At 41.9% G+C, this 26657-nt stretch carries 6 protein-coding genes, 4 pseudogenes and 1 other annotated feature; of the genes and pseudogenes, 5 read left to right on the top strand and 5 right to left on the bottom strand.

Annotation, left to right across the window (positions count from 1 at the left end):
• Positions 1-201 precede the first annotated feature (201 nt).
• A pseudogene (locus I6L31_RS09985) lies at positions 202-946 on the top strand (IS5 family transposase).
• A 543-nt stretch (positions 947-1489) separates the two neighbouring features.
• Here the strand turns inward: I6L31_RS09985 and I6L31_RS09980 are convergent.
• Complete coding sequence (locus I6L31_RS09980; protein WP_004985763.1) at positions 1490-1828, bottom strand: winged helix-turn-helix transcriptional regulator; 339 nt, start codon at positions 1826-1828, stop codon at positions 1490-1492.
• Between the two features lie 120 nt (positions 1829-1948).
• On the opposite strand from I6L31_RS09980, the gene I6L31_RS09975 reads away from it, so the two are divergent.
• Positions 1949-2491: an NAD(P)H-dependent oxidoreductase gene (locus I6L31_RS09975; RefSeq protein WP_004985760.1), complete on the top strand. Its 543-nt coding sequence runs from the start codon at positions 1949-1951 to the stop codon at positions 2489-2491.
• A gap of 147 nt (positions 2492-2638) precedes the next feature.
• On the opposite strand, the pseudogene I6L31_RS09970 reads toward I6L31_RS09975, so the two are convergent.
• Positions 2639-3326 (bottom strand): annotated as a pseudogene (locus tag I6L31_RS09970) (ATP-binding protein).
• On the opposite strand from I6L31_RS09970, the gene I6L31_RS18365 reads away from it, so the two are divergent.
• The gene (locus I6L31_RS18365) at positions 3257-3421 is read left to right on the top strand and encodes a helix-turn-helix domain-containing protein (RefSeq protein ID WP_126624527.1); all 165 of its coding nucleotides are present in this window, start codon (positions 3257-3259) and stop codon (positions 3419-3421) included. The pseudogene I6L31_RS09970 and the gene I6L31_RS18365 overlap by 70 nt on opposite strands.
• 618 nt (positions 3422-4039) lie before the next feature.
• Here I6L31_RS18365 and I6L31_RS09965 read toward each other — a convergent pair.
• The 3 genes and pseudogenes from I6L31_RS09965 to I6L31_RS09955 all read right to left on the bottom strand — a co-directional run.
• Entirely contained in the window at positions 4040-4276 is a 237-nt protein-coding gene (locus I6L31_RS09965) for a VF530 family protein (protein ID WP_005005662.1), read from the bottom strand.
• A gap of 178 nt (positions 4277-4454) precedes the next feature.
• Positions 4455-5674, bottom strand: a pseudogene (locus I6L31_RS09960) (IS3 family transposase).
• Positions 5283-5399: a sequence feature (AL1L pseudoknot), on the bottom strand. (Overlaps the previous pseudogene by 117 nt.)
• A gap of 37 nt (positions 5675-5711) precedes the next feature.
• Positions 5712-6353, bottom strand: a pseudogene (locus I6L31_RS09955) (IS982 family transposase); the annotation flags it as partial.
• Positions 6354-6492: 139 nt separating this feature from the next.
• Here I6L31_RS09955 and I6L31_RS09950 point away from each other — a divergent pair.
• Together I6L31_RS09950 and I6L31_RS09945 are read left to right on the top strand one after the other, a co-directional pair.
• Positions 6493-7356: an OmpA family protein gene (locus tag I6L31_RS09950; RefSeq protein WP_000265727.1), complete on the top strand. Its 864-nt coding sequence runs from the start codon at positions 6493-6495 to the stop codon at positions 7354-7356.
• A gap of 42 nt (positions 7357-7398) precedes the next feature.
• Positions 7399-26652, top strand: coding sequence for a VCBS domain-containing protein (locus tag I6L31_RS09945; protein ID WP_219349265.1), 19254 nt, complete (start codon positions 7399-7401; stop codon positions 26650-26652).
• Positions 26653-26657: the final 5 nt, after the last annotated feature.

Here is a 26657-nt window from a genome sequence, read left to right as displayed (position 1 = left end):
AATCTGTAAAATTGATAGTTTTGATTTTATTAATAGTTTTTTTCTATTTTATTGCGCTGTTTTAAGTGATATTCATCTGATTCACAGAGTTGAGTAGGCTGCATATTTTTTCATTGTTAATTAGGGTGTGTTGACATGTTTAGTATAAAAAAATAGCGAAATAGTAAAATTAAATCGCCAAACCCAATTTTACTATTCGTTATGCCTCTTACCATGCTGACAGATCAACACTGGCAAAAGTTGAAAGCTATTTTGCGTAATTTATCTATTCATCACAACTCAAATTTATGTAAGTTTATTGAAACTATTCTATATAGAATGAGAACAGGCTGTCCTTGGCGAGATATTCCTTCTGCTTTTGGCCAATCTAATTCAATTTTAAACGCTTTAATCGTTGGTCAAACAGTGGGAAGTTTCTTATATTATTGAAGTTATTGGCATCTCATTCAGAGATGGAGTGGATTTTTATTGATGGCTCTCATGTTCGTACTCATCAACATTCAGCGGTATCCCTAATCAAGCCATTTCTAAAAGTGTGGGAGGAAAATCCTCAAAAATACACTTAATTGTTGATGCGCATGGTCACCCTATTGATTCTATGATTACTGATGGAACCACGCATGATGTTAAAATTGCGCCAGAGTTAATATCGAAATTAGAGTTAACCGAAACAGACATGGTATGTGCAGATAAGGGCTATGACTCAGAACCATTAAGAGAACAGATTAGACAGACAGGCACTAAAGCGAATATACCTAAAAAATCGAATAGTCAGTCAAATAACGATCATATGGAGTGGTATTTATATAAGATCAGGCATTTAGTTGAAAACACGTTTTGTAGATTAAAGCAATTTAGAGAAATAGCCACTCGGTATGATAAGCTCAAAAGAAATTATGAAAGTTCAGTTGCTCTGGCTTGCATATTTTTATGGCTATCTTTATAGATCAGTATTTGATCGCGAAATGTCAACACACCCTGATGGAATTGAATATTTCAAATATATTTGCAACACGATTAGGTTTTGCACGTAAAGTTAAAAGGCTATCTCAGGAAAAGCTTGGTATTTTAGTGGGTAGCGATGAATCATCGACTAGTGCCCGAATGAATCAATACGAAAGAGGTAAGTATACTCCTTACGTTCTGCTGGCTTCGCAGATAGCAAAGATATTGGAATTCCCATTATCTTTTTTTATGCACCCACAGATGACTTAGCAGAATTGAATTAAATATTCTATAGTCTAGATGAAGATAAAAAGATTGAGCTTTTAGCTTTTGCTCGACAACTTAAACAAATACAAAATTGAATATTTACTCAAGCTAAGCAACGTTGTGGAACTTTGATCAAAGAATAGGCGTGGAGCGTGAAAAATCCAGAAAAAAGCCCGATCTGGAGAGACTGGGCTTTTAAAATTAATACAAGCAATTGTTTTAAATAAAATTAATATAGCGACTTCGTATAAGCACCATTATGTTAAATAAGTTAATTTTAAAGATTTTTATTGCGTTCTCCCCATTTACACATCATATCCAATAAAGGGATTAAAGATAATCCTCGTTCGGAAAGGCTATATTCTACTTTTGGAGGTATTTGAGGATATTCCTTACGAATAATAAGGTGATCTCTCTCCATTTCTTTAAGCGTATTGCTAAGAGTTCTGAATGAAATGTTACCTATAGAGCGTTGTAGCTCGTTAAATCGCATTACTGCTTTATATTCATAAAGCCAGTACATAATGATCATTTTATACTTTCCATTAATCAGAGAAAGAGTATATCCAAACCCTGTATTTGTTAGGGGTGTATTTGATGGAACACATTCACTCATTTTAAATTCCTGTACTATCATTTTGTATAGTATATAACATTAAGTACCGTACTTATATTTAGTAAAGCGCAAATATATAATTGTTTCATCAATTTTAAAACTAAATAGAGTACTTCAACGATGAAGAAGACGTTAGTAATAGTCGCACATCCTCAAATCAATGAATCTGTTGTAAATCAACGGTGGGCTGAAGAGCTAAGAAAACACCCTGATGAATTTACAGTTCATGAAATTTATAAGGCTTATTCAAATGGAGTAATTGATGTTGCTAAGGAACAGTCCCTTATTGAAGAGCATGAAAATTTGATATTCCAATTTCCTATTTATTGGTTTAACTGTCCACCATTGTTTAAACAGTGGTTAGATGAAGTTTTTACATATGGTTGGGCTTATGGTTCAACAGGTGATAAGCTGAAAAATAAAAAAATTATGCTTGCTGTTTCTGCTGGTATTAAATCAAAAGATTACTCGGGTACAGGACGATATCAGTTACCGTTAAATCAAGCACTTTATCCTTTTGAGTTAACCGCTTTATATGTCGAGGCTGATTACCAACCAATCTATGCATTTTACGGTACAGAAAGTAATCCAACTTCTGAGGATGTTGATCAAAGCGCAGTTGATTATGTTCAGAAACTACTACACTTAGCTAATAGTGGCTAAGTGTTAAGTGAAGAATATCTAAAATTAACATAATACGGCTTATAAAAAGTTAGCATTGTAAGCCCAAAATAGAAAGTCCGCTTAACAGTTATGATAGCGGACACTTTCTATTTATGAGTGATCTTTTTAACGTTTCCGATAGTCATCCTAATAGCACGGCACAATCATCAAACCATTTTCATGCAGTCTAGACCAAAGTCTGGTTCCTAAATCTCTCAAATTGAGCAAGAGAAAAGTTAGAAATGAGTAAGGTTGACTTCATCTGATCATAACGACTGTATAAAACTTTATGCACCATTTCCAGACGTTTCTCATGGCGATCGTGTATTTCATATTCATCAATGACCAATAAATCAAAACTCGTTAACTGTCGAATAATTTCATCTTCGCTAGAGCTATGATCAGACCATGAATCCATCATCTTTTGTGCAATCTCTGCACTAATAAAATACCTCACTGAGCAAAAACTGCTGTGTAATATATTTCGGATAATCGAAGCACTAAGATGCATTTTGCCATTACCTGAAGAGCCTAATAAAGCAAGATTACAGGATTCACCAGAAATGAGTTTTTGAGCGAAGCATTGGTAGTGATTCACTGCATCTTCTTGGGCTACTTTCGTGATGCTAAAGTTTTTAAAACCACAGTGGATGTATCTTTTCCTTAACCCTAACCCTGAATTTGAAAGTCTTTGCTGTAAAAGATGCTTCTGTATTTCAGCTGAATGCTGTTCTTGCACATGGATTACGTTCTCATTAGCACACGATTTACAAATTAAATGACCACCAATTAGAGTCATATGTTCATGATGAATGGGACAGAGCTGATCAGTCATTTGAAACTATTGATAAGATTTGTATTGCTCTTAACGGAGAGGTGGGAGATTTATTAGTTTTTAAAAATATGAATGAAAATCATGTTGTTGAATAGTGTTTTGGTCACAAATGGTCACAAAAAAATGCCTTGGTCACAAATTACGATTGAGAAAGAAAAATAGTGGATCATTGTCATCTAAAGAGAGAAAAATTGACCTTAGGTACTTCATTTTTTAGAGTGTTTTTTGTACACAGTTTCAAATCATTTAAGATCAATTGAGCTCATTTTTATAACGTGGGCACAATTTGGTCACATCTTGGTTACAAAGTTTTTTAATATGACTTCGTGATATCGAGAATACAAAGACGATCACGGCTTTATTAAGAAGAAAAAAATTATATAAATCAAAAATAAAAAGCCCCTATCTTTCAATAGAGGCTTTTCAAAATCTGGAGCGGGAAACGAGACTCGAACTCGCGACCCCAACCTTGGCAAGAGTCACCGACATAAAATACACTAAATAACACAATTGGTACGTTAATAAACTCTATATATAACAGTTATATAGAGTTTTTATTTTGTGTGACGTAATTTAAGATGGGGTGGGGTACTTTGATTTTTGGTCACTAATTTATTGTGATAATCAACAATAATAACCAACATACATATGCTTAATCTAAAGGTATTTTACTGACTGGTATAATTTTATGATGAGAGGGGTGTTGCCTGAGGCTACGGTTTCTGTTTGGCCTTTTGGCGTAAGACGTACAAATATAAGCTTTCTACTTTTTCACGTGCCCATGGTATGGTACGCAAGAATCGTAATGATGATTTAACACTTGGGTCTATGCAAAAACATCTAATTTCAATTTTGTGACTTAAGCCTTCAAAGCCACCGTAGTAATCCAATAATTCATCCAAAATGTCAGCAAGTTTTTTGCCGTGTAAAGGGTCATTGGAGGTGTTCATAATAGATCAATCGTATTTTGGGTGGCTATTATAACCTGGGCTAGTTGGAAAACTAGAGAGTTGGAATGTAGGTAATGATGGACTGAATAGCCACCAAAATTCTAGAGCCCCCCAGCCATCGAGTGAGGCATCATATTGGTGAACCGTACCGGGTTTGTCGGAGACTTTTTTATTTAAGTTAGGCCACCTGACCTAACGGGTTAATCTTATCATAGTACATTGCTTCAAACTCAAAAGGCGACACATAACCCAGTGCACTGTGTACACGCTTTTTATTGAACCAATCTACCCAGTTTAGTGTCGCAAGTTGTACATCTGCTAAACCTTGCCAATCTGCTTTTAAATATTCAATCACCTCTGTTTTGTATAAGCCATTCACCGTTTCAGCCAAAGCATTATCGTATGAATCACCAGTTGTACCGACTGATGCTCGTAAATTTGCTGCTTCTAAACGATTGGTATAGCGAATCGAAAGATATTGCACACCCCTGTCGGAATGATGAATCACATTCTTTGGCATGCCTCGATCATGCAATGCTTGCTCTAATGCATCGAGCACCATATCTGTATTCATTCGTGTAGATACTTTCCAGCCAACAATTGCTCGTGAGAACACATCAATAATAAAGGCGGTATAGACCCAGCCTGAATGAGTTTGAATATACGTAAAGTCACTGACCCACAGTTGGTCAGGATGATCAGCAGTAAAATTACGTTTCACTAAATCATCTGCTCGTTTTTGGTCATCTCGGCTACGGGTGGTTTGTTTATTCTTACCACGCCAAACACCTTGTATACCTAGCTTCTGCATCAATCGAGCAACTGTACAACGTGCGATAACATAACCTTCACGTTTCAATTGTTGCCAGACCTTACGCACACCATATCGACCTGAACTTTCTTTCCAAATTCGTTTAATTTGTTCAGCATGATGCTCATCATGTAGATCTCGTTTCGCTCGATGTTCTGGATTTTCGCAGAGATCTAGAGTCCGGTAATAGGTTGAGGGTGCGATCGGTAAAATTCTACAAATCGCCTCGACTCCGTACAGCTCTTTATTATTATGGATAAAATCCACCATTATTTGTGTGGGCGGTCGAGCTCCGCCTGGGCGAAAAAAGCGGCTGCTTTACGTAGAATCTCATTGGCGCGTTGCAGTTCTTTATTTTCACGTTAGAGTTGTTTAATACGTTCTTGATCTGAAAGCTGCTGTACTTTAACTGGATTTAGTTTATCTAAATATTTTTGATACCAAACACGTAGTGTTTCAGGAGTACAACCTATCTTGGGAGCAATAGCGGTGATCGCAGCCCAATTCGATGGATAATCTTTTTCAGATTCAATCAATAATTGAACCGCTCTTTCTCTGATTTCAGGGGTATATTTTAATTTTGTCATCGGGATAGTCTCTCAGAATATTGACTCTCCGACAAACCCGGTACGGTTCAGTTTGTAAATCAATATCTTGGTACATAAAATAGTGTTTTAATTCAGGTCTTAAGTATCCTTTATCACCACCAAGTAATCCCTGAATATCTTGAGTAATTTCTGGTGCAACATCACGTTCATCACAATGAGCTGGAGCAAAAGTATAGCCTGTAATCATTCCTGAAAAGTTAATAACGATATGTCCTTTGAAACCATAATATTTTTCTTGTTTAGCCGCACAATAACTAAAACCTGCAGATTCTTTGAAGTTTTTATGTTTTTTTGCTCTAGCATAACGACAAACAGGTATAGGAAAGCCATCGATAAAATGAATATTATCTAAACCGAAAAAAGATTTTAGTTGTGACATAATCTGTTGACTTACATGCCATAATTTTGCGCAATGTTTGCAAAAATTAGGATAGGAACCTAATTTTGGAAACCATTCAAACCAATTGTTTTTAAAGTAGAACCAGATATTTTTATCAGAATCTAAGCCAAGAAACTCTCCCACAATTTGTATAGTAAGAATTTCAATATCACTTAAAGCGGGTGGAAATCCTCTACTTCTTAAAGGTTGAATGACAATCGCTGAGTAAAATTGCTCTATGATTAAAAATACAGAAATGATAAATTCGTAAATGGACATAACTTGCTTTGCTTTGCTTTTCTTAGTCGAAAATTAAATTGGATTATGTCCTTTTTATTTCAAAGACTTAAAAAGTTGAGATTCGCGTAAAATATGTCATACAAATCTAATAATACATTAAGTCTACCAAGGGTTGTTTATGTGGAAATTATCGCTTTTAACTACTGTAATTTCATTGGTGGTAGCCTCTTGTGCATCTGATCCTTACTCAAAGCCTTCTGCTTTACGGTTTCAAAATAATAAGCAAGGTTATAATCAGGAGATCAATGTCAACAGAGATGCTAAATTATGCGCAGGGGATACAAGAGATGAACAGAGTTGCCCAATTCATTTCTATATTGACAGTATTGAATCAGGTAAATTCTATATCAATAATACGGCAAAGTATTATTTAAAACCAGAAGTTTATAATTTCAAAGTTAAAAATTGTAGCGGCGAAAAAAATTGTCAGAGTTGCGATGTCGACTTGCGGCCAGATCAATTAAAAGATCGTAACTTTATTCTTTCTGTAGATGCTGCTGGTGTACCTTTTATTTCAAATAATGGTCATCCTTTGGCTTGTAGACAACAGCCAGCAGCTCAAAAGCCTGTCGTTGCTCCTGTTGAGCATACTGAAACAATTGATTTGGCAGCCGATACATTATTTAAATTTGATGGTTCATCTTTAAATGATTTATTGCCTAAAGGCCGTCAGGAAGTTCAGGACGTAGCATCAAAAATTTCAACAGGTTTTGTTTCTGTCAGTAAGATCATATTGGTCGGTCATACGGATCGTCTAGGAAGCGAAACTTATAACCAAAAACTTGGTCAGAATCGTGCTGAAACTGTACGTAGTCTGCTTGTTCAAAATGGCGTATCCGCAAATATTATCTCGGTGGCAAGTGCAGGGAAGAATCAACCAGTCACGGACGGCTGTCCTACGGTTAAATCTCGTGAAGCACTAAAAGCATGTTTACAGCCCGATCGTCGCGTGACGGTACAAATTACGGGCATTACCAAGTAATTCAGCATTTAAAAGTTTCAACGAATATAGGCCACACAGAACATGACAAATTTTATTGTAGTAGAAAAAGATTCTTTAAATAAAGTATCTATCAACACGCAACATATCACTTTAACAGAAGCATCAATTGTCCATACCAAAATGCATCGTAATGATGTAGCAGAGTTTTTACGTGATGGCAATAACCTGATTTTAAAGTTAAATAATGGTGAAACTGTCCTTATCGAAAACTTCTTTGTCGTATATGACAAAGTTGATTCTGATCTGGTTTTTGAAGAAGATGGTTGTATCTTATACTGGTTTGATGGTGTTTCTGGTTTTAAGGGAATACCTGGGCTTGAGGTCTTATTACCTGCTAGTGCGGCAGGTGGGTCTTTACTGCCATGGATTATTGGTGGTGGTGCTGTTATTGGTGGCATCATTGCAGCCGCAGGAAGTGGCGGTGGAGGGGATAAAAACGCATGGCCAATCGCCGTTAAGGATGAAATTACAGGTGTTGAAGATACCCCAGTTAATGGCAATGTTTTAACTAATGATCGTGATCCTGATGGAAACGCAATCACAGTTACTCAATTTGTTGTGGAGGGTAAAAGCTATAATGCAGGCCAAACCGTTACAATTGATAAAATTGGCGAGCTAACGCTCAATGCCGATGGAACTTATCACTTTGTCCCTGCGACTAACTGGAATGGCACCGTTCCAACAGTTACTTATACAATTAGTGATGGCCAGGGTGGAACCGCTTCAGCGGAATTGGTAATCACAATTACACCTGATGCAAATCCTTCGATTAGCATAAAAGATGAAAATGGCGGCAGTGAAAATCCGAACAATACTACTGATACATTAATTGAACAGGGGCATGTTACTGTATATGAACAGGGTTTAACTGATACATCGGGTTCAAATAAAGAAACGGGTAGTATTACGATTGGGGCTGGTGATGGCGTAAAGTCTGTTACGGTTGGTGATACCAATATTTTGCTAACTGATCTGGAAAATGCCTCAACTACACCGATTATTATCAACACGCCTCATGGCAAGATCATCATTACTGACTATACGCCAAATGGTCAGGAATTTAATGGCGTATCTACGGGTGGCACCATTACTTATGAATATGAACTAGATCAACCTGTTACCAACGATGCATCACACACCGATAACTTTCTGGAAGAAGTCGGTATATCTGTGACAGATCAAAGTAATATTGTGAGCAGTGGCAGTCTAGTCATTAGCATTATTGATGATGCACCACTTGCCAAAAACGACATCGATAATGTGGCTGCTAATCAATTTACCCCTGAAACTGGAAATGTACTGACGGGTGTTGGTACGAGTAGTGGGGCTACAGGTGCAGACAAAATTAGTGCCGATGGAGTGAGCATCTCCACAGTGGTTAGTGATAATGTATCTGCTAACGTGGTAACAGATGATGGCACAACGCTGACGATCGAAGGGCAGTATGGTACTCTAATACTCAATAAGACCACAGGTGAATATAGTTACGAGCGTCATGAAGGTACGCCGGGCGGTGTAAATGAGGTATTTACTTATACATTGGTTGACGGTGATGGGGATAGCTCAACAGCTAGCTTGACATTAGTCATTGGCAATAGTGCGCCTCTTGTTACGCTTCCTTCGAGCGATGGAGAGAGTACCAAAGTCTATGAATCAGGTTTGAATAATGGTGGCTCTAAAGCATCTACTGATAAGGAAACAACAAGCGGTACAATTGCTTTTACCTCTCCAGATGGTTTGGCTTCTCAAGATGCAGTGAAGTTAGGTGGACATACCCTAACGACAGCAGATCAAACATTCTCGGATGGTTTAACTGCACGCTATGAATACAATTCGGCAACTGGTACAGGTATTATCCACTATAGCTACACACTTCCTGCGAATACGTCAGGTGATAATACCAATGCAACATTTGCAGTGGAAGTGACAGATATCGATGGCGATAAAACAGCTTCGGGTGATCTGGTTATTAATATTATAGATGACGCACCTGTTGCGAAGCCTGACACGAATAGCATTACAGAAGACAGCGTACCTAATCCAGTCAGTGGCAACGTACTGACAGGAGGCGTATCTAGTGGAGATACAGCTGATACCCAAGGCGCAGACAAAGCTAACGTCAGTGGAGTACAGGCTGGAACAGTTGCGTCAGGTGAACACGTAGCAAATGGCGCATTGAATACAGCAGTGAATGGAAAATACGGAACATTAATTCTCCATGCTGACGGTAGTTACACCTACCAATTAAATAATAACAATACGGATGTAAATGCCCTTAAAGATAACCAAAGCCTCCAAGACGTATTTAGTTACACCATTACCGATGGAGATGGAGATAAATCGACAGCGACCATTACCATCACCATTAACGGACATACCGATGGCGCACCTAACGTGGTTATCACTGATCATAATGGATCAGCGCTTGGTGCGAACAGCATTGCCGAAAATGCAACGACCCCAGTACAAGGCGAGTTTACCGTCAACGCAGCAGATGGACTGAAATCTATCACGATTGGTGTCACGACCATTCTGACCAGCGAACTCTTGGGTCTATCCCCGACCACACCAAAAACAATCATAGGTACACAAGGAACACTGACCCTTACCGACTATGATCCAGTAACAGGCAAAGTCAGTTATAGCTACCAACAAAGTGGCACCAGCAAAAACCACAGCGGTGGTGATAGCAGCGTAAGTGATAGTTTCCCAATTATAGTGACAGACAATGCCGATGAAAGCTCAGTAGCGACTGATCTGGTCATTCTCATTACAGATACTGCCCCAGAAGCGAAAGCTGACACAGGCACAGTGACAGAAGACGGTACAGCACTTGAAGGAAACGTGATCACAGGTGGTAGTAGCAATAGTGCAGATGTTGCTGACCGTTTAGGTGTAGATGCAACACAAGTGACAGGAGTCAGCAAAGGAAGCTCAACAACAGAACAAACAGGTAATGTTGGTGGAACAGGACTTGCAGGTGACTACGGCACACTGATACTCAATAGCGATGGTAGTTACAGCTATACCGTTGACCCAAATAATGCAACCGTGAATGCATTAAAAGATGGAGGCAAGCTCACAGAAACATTTAGCTACACCATTAAAGATGCAGATGGGGACTGGAGTACCACGACATTAACCATCACCATTAACGGACATACCGATGGCCTACCAAGCATTACACCGAACGATCAGAACGGTAGCAGTGTTGGTGGTCAGATTACAGTGTATGAAAGTGGTCTAAGTACAGGTAGCAACGCAAGTGCAGCGAGCGAATCTGCCAGTGGAACGATTCCGATCAATGCAGGAGATGGCTTAAGCAGTATTAACATAGGCGGACAGACCTTTAGCCTTTCACAATTACAATCACTGAGTAGCAGCAACCCATCGGCAGCGATCAACGTCGTTGGTGGAACCATCGTTCTAAATGGTTTTACGGCAAATAGCAGTGTAGGTGGTATCCCAACTTCAGGTAGTTTGAGTTATACCTATACTTTGAACAATGCCCAGACACATAGCGCTGTTGGAAATGATGATTTACTTCTGAGTGGCATTCCACTGAGTGTCACAGATGCAGGAGGGGTAACCACAACAGGTAGTCTGGTTGTACAAGTGATTGATGATGTTCCGACTGCTGTGGCAGATACTGGTAGCCTTAGTGAAGGTGGTGTGCTGAGCGTACTTGCTGCTGACGGTGTATTAAAAAATGATACTGCTGGCGCAGATGGTTGGGTGAATACTGGTGCAGTGGTTGGTGTGGTATCGGGTGATACTGCAACGAACAGCGCTGGTGGCGTTGGAGGCAGGATAGATGGCCAATATGGCTATATCACTTTAAATGCCGATGGCAGTTATACCTATGTATCAACCGCTGATGCAGTAACAGCTGATGCACAGGATGTATTTACTTATACGGTACGTGATGCGGATGGTGATTTAACTCATTCAACGCTTACGATTAATGTGGCAAATGTCAATCTAACACCAGCCCCAATTAGCAAGACTGTCAATGAAAGTGGTCTTGCGGGTGGTTCAACTGCGGGTACTGGTCATACCGTAACAGATACAGTGAACCTACCATCCGAGGTCAAAGCAGTACCCGTTACTAATGGTTCGACTCAATATGGGACGTTCAGCATTGATGAAGATGGTCGCTACACATACACACTGACTAAACCATCAAATGGCGATAATGTTGAGGATACGTTTAGCTATACAACTAAGGATGCTCAGGGCAATAGTACAACGAATACCGTAACGATTACGATTATAGATGACGCACCTGTTGCGAAGCCTGACACGAATAGCATTACAGAAGACAGCGTACCTAATCCAGTCAGTGGCAACGTACTGACAGGAGGCGTATCTAGTGGAGATACAGCTGATACCCAAGGCGCAGACAAAGCTAACGTCAGTGGAGTACAGGCTGGAACAGTTGCGTCAGGTGAACACGTAGCAAATGGCGCATTGAATACAGCAGTGAATGGAGAATACGGAACATTAATTCTCCGTGCTGACGGTAGTTACACCTACCAATTAAATAATAACAATACGGAAGTAAATGCCCTTAAAGATAACCAAAGCCTCCAAGACGTATTTAGCTACACCATTACCGATGGAGATGGAGATAAATCGACAGCGACCATTACCATCACCATTAACGGACATACCGATGGCGCACCTAACGTGGTTATCACTGATCATAATGGATCAGCGCTTGGTGCGAACAGCATTGCCGAAAATGCAACGACCCCAGTACAAGGCGAGTTTACCGTCAACGCAGCAGATGGACTGAAATCTATCACGATTGGTGTCACGACCATTCTGACCAGCGAACTCTTGGATCTATCCCCGACCACACCAAAAACAATCGCAGGTACAGAGGGAACACTGACCCTTACCGACTATGATCCAGTAACAGGCAAAGTCAGTTATAGCTACCAACAAAGTGGCACCAGCAAAAACCACAGCGGTGGTGATAGCAGCGTAAGTGATAGTTTCCCAATTATAGTGACAGACAATGCCGATGAAAGCTCAGTAGCGACTGATCTGGTCATTCTCATTACAGATACTGCCCCAGAAGCGAAAGCTGACACAGGCACAGTGACAGAAGACGGTACAGCACTTGAAGGAAACGTGATCACAGGTGGTAGTAGCAATAGTGCAGATGTTGCTGACCGTTTAGGTGTAGATGCAACACAAGTGACAGGAGTCAGCAAAGGAAGCTCAACAACAGAACAAACAGATAATGTTGGTGGAACAGGACTTGCAGGTGACTACGGCACACTGATACTCAATAGCGATGGTAGTTACAGCTATACCGTTGACCCAAATAACGCAACCGTGAATGCATTAAAAGATGGAGGCAAGCTCACAGAAACATTTAGCTACACCATTAAAGATGCAGATGGGGACTGGAGTACCACGACATTAACCATCACCATTAACGGACATACCGATGGCCTACCAAGCATTACACCGAACGATCAGAACGGTAGCAGTGTTGGTGGTCAGATTACAGTGTATGAAAGTGGTCTAAGTACAGGTAGCAACGCAAGTGCAGCGAGCGAATCTGCCAGTGGAACGATTCCGATCAATGCAGGAGATGGCTTAAGCAGTATTAACATAGGCGGACAGACCTTTAGCCTTTCACAATTACAATCACTGAGTAGCAGCAACCCATCGGCAGCGATCAACGTCGTTGGTGGAACCATCGTTCTAAATGGTTTTACGGCAAATAGCAGTGTAGGTGGTATCCCAACTTCAGGTAGTTTGAGTTATACCTATACTTTGAACAATGCCCAGACACATAGCGCTGTTGGAAATGATGATTTACTTCTGAGTGGCATTCCACTGAGTGTCACAGATGCAGGAGGGGTAACCACAACAGGTAGTCTGGTTGTACAAGTGATTGATGATGTTCCGACTGCTGTGGCAGATACTGGTAGCCTTAGTGAAGGTGGTGTGCTGAGCGTACTTGCTGCTGACGGTGTATTAAAAAATGATACTGCTGGCGCAGATGGTTGGGTGAATACTGGTGCAGTGGTTGGTGTGGTATCGGGTGATACTGCAACGAACAGCGCTGGTGGCGTTGGAGGCAGGATAGATGGCCAATATGGCTATATCACTTTAAATGCCGATGGCAGTTATACCTATGTATCAACCGCTGATGCAGTAACAGCTGATGCACAGGATGTATTTACTTATACGGTACGTGATGCGGATGGTGATTTAACTCATTCAACGCTTACGATTAATGTGGCAAATGTCAATCTAACACCAGCCCCAATTAGCAAGACTGTCAATGAAAGTGGTCTTGCGGGTGGTTCAACTGCGGGTACTGGTCATACCGTAACAGATACAGTGAACCTACCATCCGAGGTCAAAGCAGTACCCGTTACTAATGGTTCGACTCAATATGGGACGTTCAGCATTGATGAAGATGGTCGCTACACATACACACTGACTAAACCATCAAATGGCGATAATGTTGAGGATACGTTTAGCTATACAACTAAGGATGCTCAGGGCAATAGTACAACGAATACCGTAACGATTACGATTATAGATGACGCACCTGTTGCGAAGCCTGACACGAATAGCATTACAGAAGACAGCGTACCTAATCCAGTCAGTGGCAACGTACTGACAGGAGGCGTATCTAGTGGAGATACAGCTGATACCCAAGGCGCAGACAAAGCTAACGTCAGTGGAGTACAGGCTGGAACAGTTGCGTCAGGTGAACACGTAGCAAATGGCGCATTGAATACAGCAGTGAATGGAAAATACGGAACATTAATTCTCCATGCTGACGGTAGTTACACCTACCAATTAAATAATAACAATACGGATGTAAATGCCCTTAAAGATAACCAAAGCCTCCAAGACGTATTTAGTTACACCATTACCGATGGAGATGGAGATAAATCGACAGCGACCATTACCATCACCATTAACGGACATACCGATGGCGCACCTAACGTGGTTATCACTGATCATAATGGATCAGCGCTTGGTGCGAACAGCATTGCCGAAAATGCAACGACCCCAGTACAAGGCGAGTTTACCGTCAACGCAGCAGATGGACTGAAATCTATCACGATTGGTGTCACGACCATTCTGACCAGCGAACTCTTGGGTCTATCCCCGACCACACCAAAAACAATCATAGGTACACAAGGAACACTGACCCTTACCGACTATGATCCAGTAACAGGCAAAGTCAGTTATAGCTACCAACAAAGTGGCACCAGCAAAAACCACAGCGGTGGTGATAGCAGCGTAAGTGATAGTTTCCCAATTATAGTGACAGACAATGCCGATGAAAGCTCAGTAGCGACTGATCTGGTCATTCTCATTACAGATACTGCCCCAGAAGCGAAAGCTGACACAGGCACAGTGACAGAAGACGGTACAGCACTTGAAGGAAACGTGATCACAGGTGGTAGTAGCAATAGTGCAGATGTTGCTGACCGTTTAGGTGTAGATGCAACACAAGTGACAGGAGTCAGCAAAGGAAGCTCAACAACAGAACAAACAGGTAATGTTGGTGGAACAGGACTTGCAGGTGACTACGGCACACTGATACTCAATAGCGATGGTAGTTACAGCTATACCGTTGACCCAAATAATGCAACCGTGAATGCATTAAAAGATGGAGGCAAGCTCACAGAAACATTTAGCTACACCATTAAAGATGCAGATGGGGACTGGAGTACCACGACATTAACCATCACCATTAACGGACATACCGATGGCCTACCAAGCATTACACCGAACGATCAGAACGGTAGCAGTGTTGGTGGTCAGATTACAGTGTATGAAAGTGGTCTAAGTACAGGTAGCAACGCAAGTGCAGCGAGCGAATCTGCCAGTGGAACGATTCCGATCAATGCAGGAGATGGCTTAAGCAGTATTAACATAGGCGGACAGACCTTTAGCCTTTCACAATTACAATCACTGAGTAGCAGCAACCCATCGGCAGCGATCAACGTCGTTGGTGGAACCATCGTTCTAAATGGTTTTACGGCAAATAGCAGTGTAGGTGGTATCCCAACTTCAGGTAGTTTGAGTTATACCTATACTTTGAACAATGCCCAGACACATAGCGCTGTTGGAAATGATGATTTACTTCTGAGTGGCATTCCACTGAGTGTCACAGATGCAGGAGGGGTAACCACAACAGGTAGTCTGGTTGTACAAGTGATTGATGATGTTCCGACTGCTGTGGCAGATACTGGTAGCCTTAGTGAAGGTGGTGTGCTGAGCGTACTTGCTGCTGACGGTGTATTAAAAAATGATACTGCTGGCGCAGATGGTTGGGTGAATACTGGTGCAGTGGTTGGTGTGGTATCGGGTGATACTGCAACGAACAGCGCTGGTGGCGTTGGAGGCAGGATAGATGGCCAATATGGCTATATCACTTTAAATGCCGATGGCAGTTATACCTATGTATCAACCGCTGATGCAGTAACAGCTGATGCACAGGATGTATTTACTTATACGGTACGTGATGCGGATGGTGATTTAACTCATTCAACGCTTACGATTAATGTGGCAAATGTCAATCTAACACCAGCCCCAATTAGCAAGACTGTCAATGAAAGTGGTCTTGCGGGTGGTTCAACTGCGGGTACTGGTCATACCGTAACAGATACAGTGAACCTACCATCCGAGGTCAAAGCAGTACCCGTTACTAATGGTTCGACTCAATATGGGACGTTCAGCATTGATGAAGATGGTCGCTACACATACACACTGACTAAACCATCAAATGGCGATAATGTTGAGGATACGTTTAGCTATACAACTAAGGATGCTCAGGGCAATAGTACAACGAATACCGTAACGATTACGATTATAGATGACGCACCTGTTGCGAAGCCTGACACGAATAGCATTACAGAAGACAGCGTACCTAATCCAGTCAGTGGCAACGTACTGACAGGAGGCGTATCTAGTGGAGATACAGCTGATACCCAAGGCGCAGACAAAGCTAACGTCAGTGGAGTACAGGCTGGAACAGTTGCGTCAGGTGAACACGTAGCAAATGGCGCATTGAATACAGCAGTGAATGGAGAATACGGAACATTAATTCTCCGTGCTGACGGTAGTTACACCTACCAATTAAATAATAACAATACGGAAGTAAATGCCCTTAAAGATAACCAAAGCCTCCAAGACGTATTTAGCTACACCATTACCGATGGAGATGGAGATAAATCGACAGCGACCATTACCATCACCATTAACGGACATACCGATGGCGCACCTAACGTGGTTATCACTGATCATAATGGATCAGCGCTTGGTGCGAACAGCATTGCCGAAAATGCAACGACCCCAGTACAAGGCGAGTTTACCGTCAACGCAGCAGATGGACTGAAATCTATCACGATTGGTGTCACGACCATTCTGACCAGCGAACTCTTGGATCTATCCCCGACCACACCAAAAACAATCGCAGGTACAGAGGGAACACTGACCCTTACCGACTATGATCCAGTAACAGGCAAAGTCAGTTATAGCTACCAACAAAGTGGCACCAGCAAAAACCACAGCGGTGGTGATAGCAGCGTAAGTGATAGTTTCCCAATTATAGTGACAGACAATGCCGATGAAAGCTCAGTAGCGACTGATCTGGTCATTCTCATTACAGATACTGCCCCAGAAGCGAAAGCTGACACAGGCACAGTGACAGAAGACGGTACAGCACTTGAAGGAAACGTGATCACAGGTGGTAGTAGCAATAGTGCAGATGTTGCTGACCGTTTAGGTGTAGATGCAACACAAGTGACAGGAGTCAGCAAAGGAAGCTCAACAACAGAACAAACAGATAATGTTGGTGGAACAGGACTTGCAGGTGACTACGGCACACTGATACTCAATAGCGATGGTAGTTACAGCTATACCGTTGACCCAAATAACGCAACCGTGAATGCATTAAAAGATGGAGGCAAGCTCACAGAAACATTTAGCTACACCATTAAAGATGCAGATGGGGACTGGAGTACCACAACATTAACCATCACCATTAACGGACATACCGATGGCCTACCAAGCATTACACCGAACGATGAGAACGGAAACAATGTTGGTGGTCAGATTACAGTGTATGAAAGTGGTCTAAGTACAGGTAGCAATGCAAGTGCAGCGAGCGAATCTGCCAGTGGAACGATTCAGATCAATGCAGGAGATGGCTTAAGCAGTATTAACATAGGCGGACAGACCTTTAGCCTTTCACAATTACAATCACTGAGTAGCAGCAACCCATCGGCAGCGATCAACGTCGTTGGTGGAACCATCGTTCTAAATGGTTTTACGGCAAATAGCAGTGTAGGTGGTATCCCAACTTCAGGTAGTTTGAGTTATACCTATACTTTGAACAACGCCCAGACACATAGCGCTGTTGGAAATGATGGTTTACTTCTGAGTGGCATTCCACTGAGTGTCACAGATGCAGGAGGGGTAACCACAACAGGTAGTCTGGTTGTACAAGTGATTGATGATGTTCCGACTGCTGTGAATGATAGCAATAGCATTCCTGTAGGTAGTTTGGCAGTAGTTACTGGTAATGTGGTCAGTACTGACACGAAAGGTGCAGATGGCGCACGAGTAACTACAGTAAAAGCAGATACTGCTAATGGGTTAGATGTCACGATTGATCCAGTTGGTAACTATCCGGTTGTTGGTAAATATGGCACATTAACGATCCATTCTGATGGTAGTTATAGTTATGCACGTAATGCAGGTTCAGCTGGTGGTGTAAGTGACGTATTTACTTATACTTTAACGGATGGCGATAAAGACACATCAACAGCACAATTGACAATCAACATTGCTGATGCAACCCCGACCAGTACAATACCAACGGCTGGTGGTGCAACAACGACAGTCTATGAATCTGGTTTAAATGATGGTACAGAAGCTTCAACCAATAAAGAAACCACCAGTGGCACAATTAGCTTTACCTCTCCAGACGGTCTGGCAGCCAGTGATGCCATTAAGCTGGGTGGACATACTTTAACTACCACGAATCAGAGCTTTTCAGATGGTCTAACTGCGCGTTATGAATACAATGCAGCAACTGGAACGGGGACGATTTATTATAGTTATACCTTGCCTGCAAAAACGAGTGGCGATAATACAACAGCTACTTTCGCTGTTGAAATCAAGGATGCTGATGGAGATAGTGCAACAGCAGGGAATTTGGTCATCAATATTGTTGATGATGCACCAATCACCGTAGCGGATACAGGAAGTGTTACAGAAGGCGCGCTTTTGACCAAAGATGCAGCCAGTGGTGTACTTTCTAGCGACCAGTCAGGTGCAGATGGTTGGGCTATAGGTGGCGGTGTGGTCGGTGTTGCTAAAGGCAATACAGCTACAACTTCGAGTACTGGAGTAGGAACAAGCATCACAGGTGATTATGGTACGCTTACATTAAATGCCAATGGTAGTTATAGCTATAAAGCGGATCCAAACAAAATAACAGCCAATGCACAGGATGTATTTACTTATACAGTGCGTGATGCTGATGGTGACTTAAAAACATCTACCCTTACCATTAATGTGCAGGACGTTACAGCCAATCCATTAACTACAGTGGGTAGCGTACGTGAGGATGGGATCGATGCCAATGGTACTCAGCCTGCGGGAACAGATGCGAGTAGTTCTAGCAATATTATTAATGGTGATTTGAATCTACAGACGGGTTGGAAAGCACAAGCAGAAACAGGCACTACAGCAAATGGAACGTATACCGTCAATTCAGATGGTACTTATAGCTTTACTTTAACTTCAGCAACCAAAGATTTAGCAGGCAATGAAACCAATAGCTTCACTTACACTGCTGTAGACCAATATGGTAATACGGTCACCAATACCGTAACCATTAGCATTGTTGACGATAAACCTAAAATCAGTGAGAACAATGCAAAAGTTGGTCGTGTAACTGTTGATGAAACTAATTTTGTCTTAGGTTCTGTTTCTGCAACAGATGCTAATTTTGTCAAAGATGTATTCACCCCTGTGTATGGTGCGGATGGTAAAGCTACAAGTAATGCGTTGATTTATACACTTAACATTAGTTCCAAAGGTGTGGATAGCGGATTAGATACCACCAGTGGCCAAAATGTCTTGCTGTATAAAGTAGGTAATCAGATTGAAGGACGTGCGGGTAGTGAATCAGGCGATGTGGTATTTCGTATCTCCATTGCTCCGACCACGGGTGCTGTTACCTTAACTCAATCAAAAGCACTTAAACATCCCGTGGGCGGTTCTTCTTATGATGAAAGTCTTTCTATCAGCAATGCAGGTTTAATTACCCTAACTGCAACTGCTACAGATGGTGATGGTGATGCGGTCACCAGTGATCCTGTTGCGGTAGGTGATCGTTTTATCTTTAAGGATGATGGGCCATCAATTGGTTCTGCGCCAGCAGTAACTTCTGTAGATGAAAAAGGTCTAGCGACAGGAAGTGAACCAAACACATCGTTACTCACCGCAGAAGGCAATTTGAGTGTGAGTTATGGTCAGGACGGTTCAGGTAATGGCGGTGGTTTAAGCTTTGCTGCAAATCAAACTGCTTTAAAGGCAGTGCTAGATAGTACAGGTAATAGCGGTATAAGCTTTAGTATTAATGCGGCAGGTAACGTACTGACAGCCACGCGTGGCGGCGGCGGCAGTGATGTGTTCAAAGTCACTTTGGATACGACTCCAGGCAAATATACCTTTGAACTATTGGGTTCATTAAACCATCCAAGTCATACTACACCATTGAATCTGAATTTTGACTTTATTGCCAAAGATGGTGATGGCGATACGGCATCTGGTAGTTTCGTTGTTCAAGTGATTGATGATGCACCAAAAACTGAGATTGTGATCACGATGGATGAGGATCATAGTTATGGTCCGTTCACCACCTCAGCTGATTCACGACTTGAGAATATTACCATTCAGGATGCGAATGGTAATACCATTGCTGGAACAGATAACGGTAATGGAAGCAAAAGTTTCAGTGTTGCACATGGCACTGTGACTGTAGATGAGGCTGGTCGAATTACTTATAAACCTGCCGATAACTATAGTAACTATGATGGAAGCTCTTCGACCAGTCCCGATACATTTAAAGTACTAGTTACTGATGACAGTGGGCAAACCACAACAACCAGTGTGACTGTAAATGTAAATCCAGTCGCAGATGCACCAAATTTAGCCGGAACAACGGGTGTGGGTGGTAATGTAACACTAGCAAATGTGACTACGAATGAAGATACGGCTGTTATATTGGGTCTGAAAGCACCACGTGTAATCGATGCTATTGATCAAAATGGCAATACAACAACGGGTGATAGCCCAGAACGTCTAGGCATGATTACCTTAAGCGGTATTCCTGCTGGCGCAGCGCTCTTATCTGGTACTGATGCTACATTATTCACATCGAATGGCGGCAATATCTCCATTTGGTTAACCGATGTTAATCATCCGACTGATGAAACCAAACCAGCAAATGCTTTGGAGATGACGTCTGCTGAGTTTGAAGCATTAAAGGTTTTACCACCTGCGGAAAGTCATGCCAACTTTACCGTAACGGTAAGTGTAACCAGTTATGAAGTTAACGATAGCGGTACTAAAGTTTCTGGTGTTAACGGTGCAACCAGTACTGCAACAGTCGTGGTCAATGTTCAGGCGGTTACGGACGGTATCGATCTGAAAATTTCAGATGGCAATAGTTTTGTTGATACAAGCAGTGCAGCACCTGTGGTTCAAACCATTGCGGAAGATACTGCACTTAATTTGACTAATTTGTTGCAAGTGACATTGGCGACTGGTGGCGATGGTAATTTGATTGCCGACACCGATGGTAGTGAGCAACGCTGGATGACCATTACGGGGTTACCAGAAGGTACAACCTTAACTGTAAGTGGACAGCCTCACACCATTACTGCAAAAGAATCGTCGAATGGCTATCGAATAGACATTCCAAATAATTACAATGGCGTTTCACCAAGCTTACCATCGATTACAGTGACACCACCAAAAGACTTTAGTGGTGTCATTAACAATATCCAGATCAAGCTACATGCGCAGGACCAAGATAGTGATGGTGTAGGTAATGGGCCGACTACTGGAACTGAAATTACTGACAGTGTTTATTTAAATCTACATGTTACGCCAGTAGCAGGTGATGTCGCAGCAGGTGATGTTTCTACCAATGAAGACACAGCAGTTGCTTTCCTGCAAAATGTAAGAGTGACGGATACGACTACTGGTACAGAAGTCATTACAGAAGTCGCATTTGAAATTCCGACAAGTTGGGTCGTGACTGCTCCAACCAATAACGGAGGATGGAGTAGGAGTGGAGATGGTTCGAGCGGCTTTCCATATACCATCACTTTTAACAGCAATGTGACTGAAGCAGACCGTGAAGCTATATTGGATGGTTTCACAATTTCGCCGCCAGCACACAGTAGTCAAGATGCAACCATTCAAGTAAGGGTAACATCAACTGATACCAATGGTTTTGATACAGATACCCAGACTAAAATTTTGCCAATAAAAGTCACTGTAAATCCTGTTGCTGAAATCGTGGGTAATCTTCCTGGTTCAGGTGATTCTGATAAAGATGATACAGCTGACCTGACCATGACAGGTAGTCACAGTTACACGACAGTAGGTGCAGAAGACACATGGTATACACTGGGTACTGAGAGTGGATTTGACCTTGCCAATGGCTGGACGAATCAGGACGCAGATGAACTGACTTATGCACATTTAACGCCTGAGTTAGTTTCAGGGGATAGCTATGCGACAGGCATCGGATCACAATTCAAATGGACAGTTTCTGGTGTTGTCTATACTGCAACTTATACAGGCACACCAATTGATGTACCTGTTAGAGCATTGTCAACATTACAGTTCTTGGCTCCTGAAAATGTATCGGGTACCTTTAAAATCAAAGTTGAAGCTTATACAGTAGACTATGATGACAATGCAGGGACGGGTACACCAGCGACAGCAGTATCAGGTGAAGCTTGGTTAGAAGGTATTATCATCGCACCTGTTGCTGATGGTATTAATACCTTGTCATTAAATGGTCGTGCGATTGGTTTGGAAGATACGCCAATCCCACTGTCTATTACGCCAAGAAGTTCTGATCCATCAGAAACCTTTAATATCACCATTTCAGATATTCCTGCTGGTGCAAAAATTATCTATGGCGGCGTAGAACAAACGATTACTAACGGTTCAGTCACGATCTCTAACTTTAGTACATCTACGCCACTGACGATTACTCCACCTTTTAACAGCAATGTAAACTTTACCTTAAGTGTTACTGCGACGGCGACGGATGGTAACGTCATATCTGCTCCATCTAGTCCGCTCTCTATACCTGTTACAGTTTATGGTGTAGCAGATACACCGACAGTTACCTTAAAAGATTATGACAGTACTCAGTCTGGTGTACAGTCTTATACAACCACTGAAGCTATTCTGGATGGTACTGCCCAGCATAAAGTGTCACTCTCTAATTTGATTGAAAATGTTTCATCGATTGATAATACAGATGGCTCAGAAAGCTTTACCCTTCGTATTACAGGCTTAGCCAAAGATTTCAATCTGGGTGGACCAGCCACTGTTTTGGTCACTGGCACAGGTGAAGAACGTGTCTGGGTGATTAAACCAACAGATTTAGATCATGTATTTATCACAGTACCAGAGAATTACAGTGGCAATGTGAATTTCAAAGTTGCAGGCGTTTCTACTGAAAATGATGGTGATTCCAAAACTGGTGCATTAACTGATGTTAATTTCACAGTGACACCTTCTGCCGAAGCAGAAGCAACGACCAGTGCGACACTGGTTGAAGATGAAATTACGACCCTGAATTTTGGCATTGTTCATGTAAATGGTGACAATGACGAAACTTTGGGACATGTTTGGATTGCACAGGATCAGGCGGCAGGTGCAAAATATACTTTATATCTAGGTACAGGCACATCGGCTGCTCTCTTAAGTAATGCAAACTTACCAATCAAAACCATTGATGGGGTGAACTACTACGAATTGACTGCTGAACAAGCTCAAACCTTGGCAGCTAAAGGTGGTGATCAGCTTGATGGTGATCAGGGCTTCTTCACTTATAAATATGAAGTGACCGATAAGCATTATGGTTCGGTGCAAACCGCACCAGCGGACACGGTGGTTAAAGATGGAGAATTAAAATTAACGGCGAGTGCAGTTACCGATGCTGTTGAGTTATCTGTTACTAGTATTTCTGGAATAAGCAATACCACTTCATCAGATCAACATGCAGATGATGATGCTACTCCAGACACCGCAACACTGACTGCAACGGATACTGTGACCGTTAATCTGAACGTCGCTTCGATTGACCATGATGGCAGTGAACACGTGGTTCGTATCTTGATCGAAAATGTGCCAGAGGGTGTAACTGTACAAGGTGCAAATGTTCAACAGATAGGTGCTGGTACATGGGTACTGGTCTATCAGGCAAATAATGCACCTTCAATCAACGCACAGGGTGGTATTGATGTACCAGTCACTTTCAAGATTGGTTCCGACGCGGGTGGCTTAACAGACCATCCGATTAAGATAACTGTACAGACACAAGATCTAGGGTCTGATTTGACTGCTATAACAGACATCAAATCTGATTCAGTGACATGGTATCTAAATACAGATTTTGCTAAGGCTCCAGGCAGTGAAGCACCGCTTATTGACCAATGGCAATATAATGGTGCATCTGCTACGGAAGATACACCATTTAAATTAAGCGATGTGGTAGATCAAGCCATTACCATTCAGGATAATTCGGCAAGCAACTTGTTTACTGTCACCTTGAAAGATTTACCAGCAGGTACAATCGTCAATGGTATGGTACAAACCATGATCGATACAAATAATGATGGTAACCCTGATACCCCAGTATGGACAGCAAGTGTTACGGTAGATCCGAATGCCACTGATGACGAAGCCGAAGATGCTTTGCAAAATCTGTTAGAGAGTATTGTGATCACGCCACCAGCAGACTGGAATGATAATGGTCAATCTGGACAGTTCCATTTCGTTGCGACACTTACGACTTCGGTCTTGGGTGGCGCTACCAAAGAGGCAACGATTCAAGACATGACGATTCCAATCGCTCCTGTGACGGATAATCCGATATTCACCATGTCTGGAGATAGTATGGTGGGTGAGGGTGCGACAGCAATCACAAGTTCTATTACACTCGACCCTGCCGATGGAAGTTTTGGTAAGGTTGTCGATGGTAAAATGTATGTGCAAGTCAATGCTGCTGGTACAACCGATGCCATGGAAGGTGGTCAGCTATACATCACGGGTAGTACAACACCACTTGTTTTACATGGTGATTTCTACGTCATTGACATTGGTGAAAATGGCGGAACAGTAGACTTAACGTATACCATGCCAAATGGTGAGAAAACTGTACCAGGTAATGTATCATTTACTGCTTATGCAAACGTACAAGAAAACGATGCAGATGTTAAAGCAGACAGTGTCACGGGTTCTGTGGAAGTTCAACTGATCAATAATGGTGTAAATGTTGTTGTTTCACAAGACTTTATGGGTGATGAGTCAGAACTGGCAACTAAAGCCAATGCAATTGAGCTGACTGGTGCAGGTGGACTAAGCGTGAGTTTGAACGATTCAGATGGTTCAGAGTCTTATGGTGCAATTTTGCTATCTGATGTTCCAAATGGCTTCTTGGTTTATGTCGGAAATGATGCGGTATCCGCAACGCTTGCAAGTAATGCAGGTGGTGATGGCACAACCAACACTTGGGTACTCTCAGAAAGTGGTAGACTACCAGCTTATGTTGCGATATTACCGCCGATACACTGGAGTGGTACTGTTGAAAACTTACAGTTGGTTGTAACTTCTGGTGAAAGTAGCTTATCTCCTTTAACTGAAACCAAAGACATTGGAGATTTGGTGGTTAATGCCGTAGCCAATGGCGTTGATATCAAACCGACTCAAACTTTCGGTAAAGAAAATGAGATTATTCCACTTACCCTGAATGCATCGATGCATGATCCAAAAGTTTCAGAAGTTGCAAATGACAGCAGTACTGAAACTATGACCATTAAACTCACAGGTCTGGGTCAATATGCCTCTTTTTATATCGATGGTGTACAGATTTCATCTAGTCAAATTACAGTAAGTGGAACTGGATCAAGTACGACTTATACCATTACAGGTTTAACCCAAAGCAATATAGATAAGTTAGGCTTTAAACAGGCGAAAGCAGCTTTAACTGATCAGGATTCAGCGACTACAGGTACACAAATCGGGGTAGAAGCATGGACAGTTGAAAGTGGTGCTGGAAATAGTGCATCTGCTCATGTTTCTACGAACATTACTGTAAATATGACGGCCCAACAGGCTACAACAGGTAATGATACCTTGCTATATACAGCAAGTAGTATTAATGCTGGAGCAGGTACAGATACGATTCAGCTCCGTTCTGGTGAAACTGTATCAGGTGCTACTTTGGCAGCAAATCTGAAGAATGTTGAAGTGCTGGATTTGTCTGTAAATGGAGCAAATAATATCACTAGCCTGACAGCATCACATGTATTGACCATGACTGATGCGGCACATACCTTGAAGATCAATGGTACTGCTGAGGATACTGTTGGACTTGGTTCAGGCTGGACACAAAGTGCAACCAATAATGGTTATGTGACATACACCAGTACCGTATCGGGTACGGCTGTCACTTTGCTGGTGAGTGAAAATGTTCATACCCAATCTGGAGTAAATCCATTATCAGCGAGAAGCTTCAGCGTAGCTGAAACCAGTTCGGATGATGTGATTGTGGCCAAAGCGGGTAACGATACCATTACGACGGGTCAGGGTCACGATACATTGATTTATAATGTGCTAGATGCGAGTGATGCCAAAGCGGGGCATGGTATTGATCATTGGACAGATTTCGGTTTTGGTTCTACCGCAACAGATAGCAATGCCGAAACGATTCAATTCTCATCAGAATTCTTTAATGATTTGCTTAGTGATAGTGATTTGACATCATCTCATCTTTCACAAGTCGAAAAATTCATTAAGGTTGACTATGATGCAGCAACTGAATCTGCAACCGTGAAAGTAGATCGTGATGGTGAAGCAAATGGTTCAAATTATCAGGATCTTTTGGTCTTAGAACATCAAACTTCGAATGTAACGCTTGCAGAGCTGTTAAATAATCATCAAATTACGATTGGCTAACTTAT

The organism is Acinetobacter septicus (assembly GCF_019355975.1).
GTDB classification, from domain to species: Bacteria; Pseudomonadota; Gammaproteobacteria; order Pseudomonadales; family Moraxellaceae; genus Acinetobacter; species Acinetobacter ursingii.
The sequence above is the reverse complement of the archived record's forward strand: the minus strand, read 5'-3'. Positions and strand labels throughout refer to the sequence as shown.

What these genes read in the sequence shown, in the direction of transcription:
- I6L31_RS09980 (WP_004985763.1), bottom strand. Translation starts at nt 1,828, where the DNA reads ATGAGTGAATGTGTTCCATCAAATACACCCCTAACAAATACAGGGTTT.
- I6L31_RS09975 (WP_004985760.1), top strand. Translation starts at nt 1,949, where the DNA reads ATGAAGAAGACGTTAGTAATAGTCGCACATCCTCAAATCAATGAATCT.
- I6L31_RS09965 (WP_005005662.1), bottom strand. Translation starts at nt 4,276, where the DNA reads ATGAACACCTCCAATGACCCTTTACACGGCAAAAAACTTGCTGACATT.
- I6L31_RS09950 (WP_000265727.1), top strand. Translation starts at nt 6,493, where the DNA reads ATGTGGAAATTATCGCTTTTAACTACTGTAATTTCATTGGTGGTAGCC.
- I6L31_RS09945 (WP_219349265.1), top strand. Translation starts at nt 7,399, where the DNA reads ATGACAAATTTTATTGTAGTAGAAAAAGATTCTTTAAATAAAGTATCT.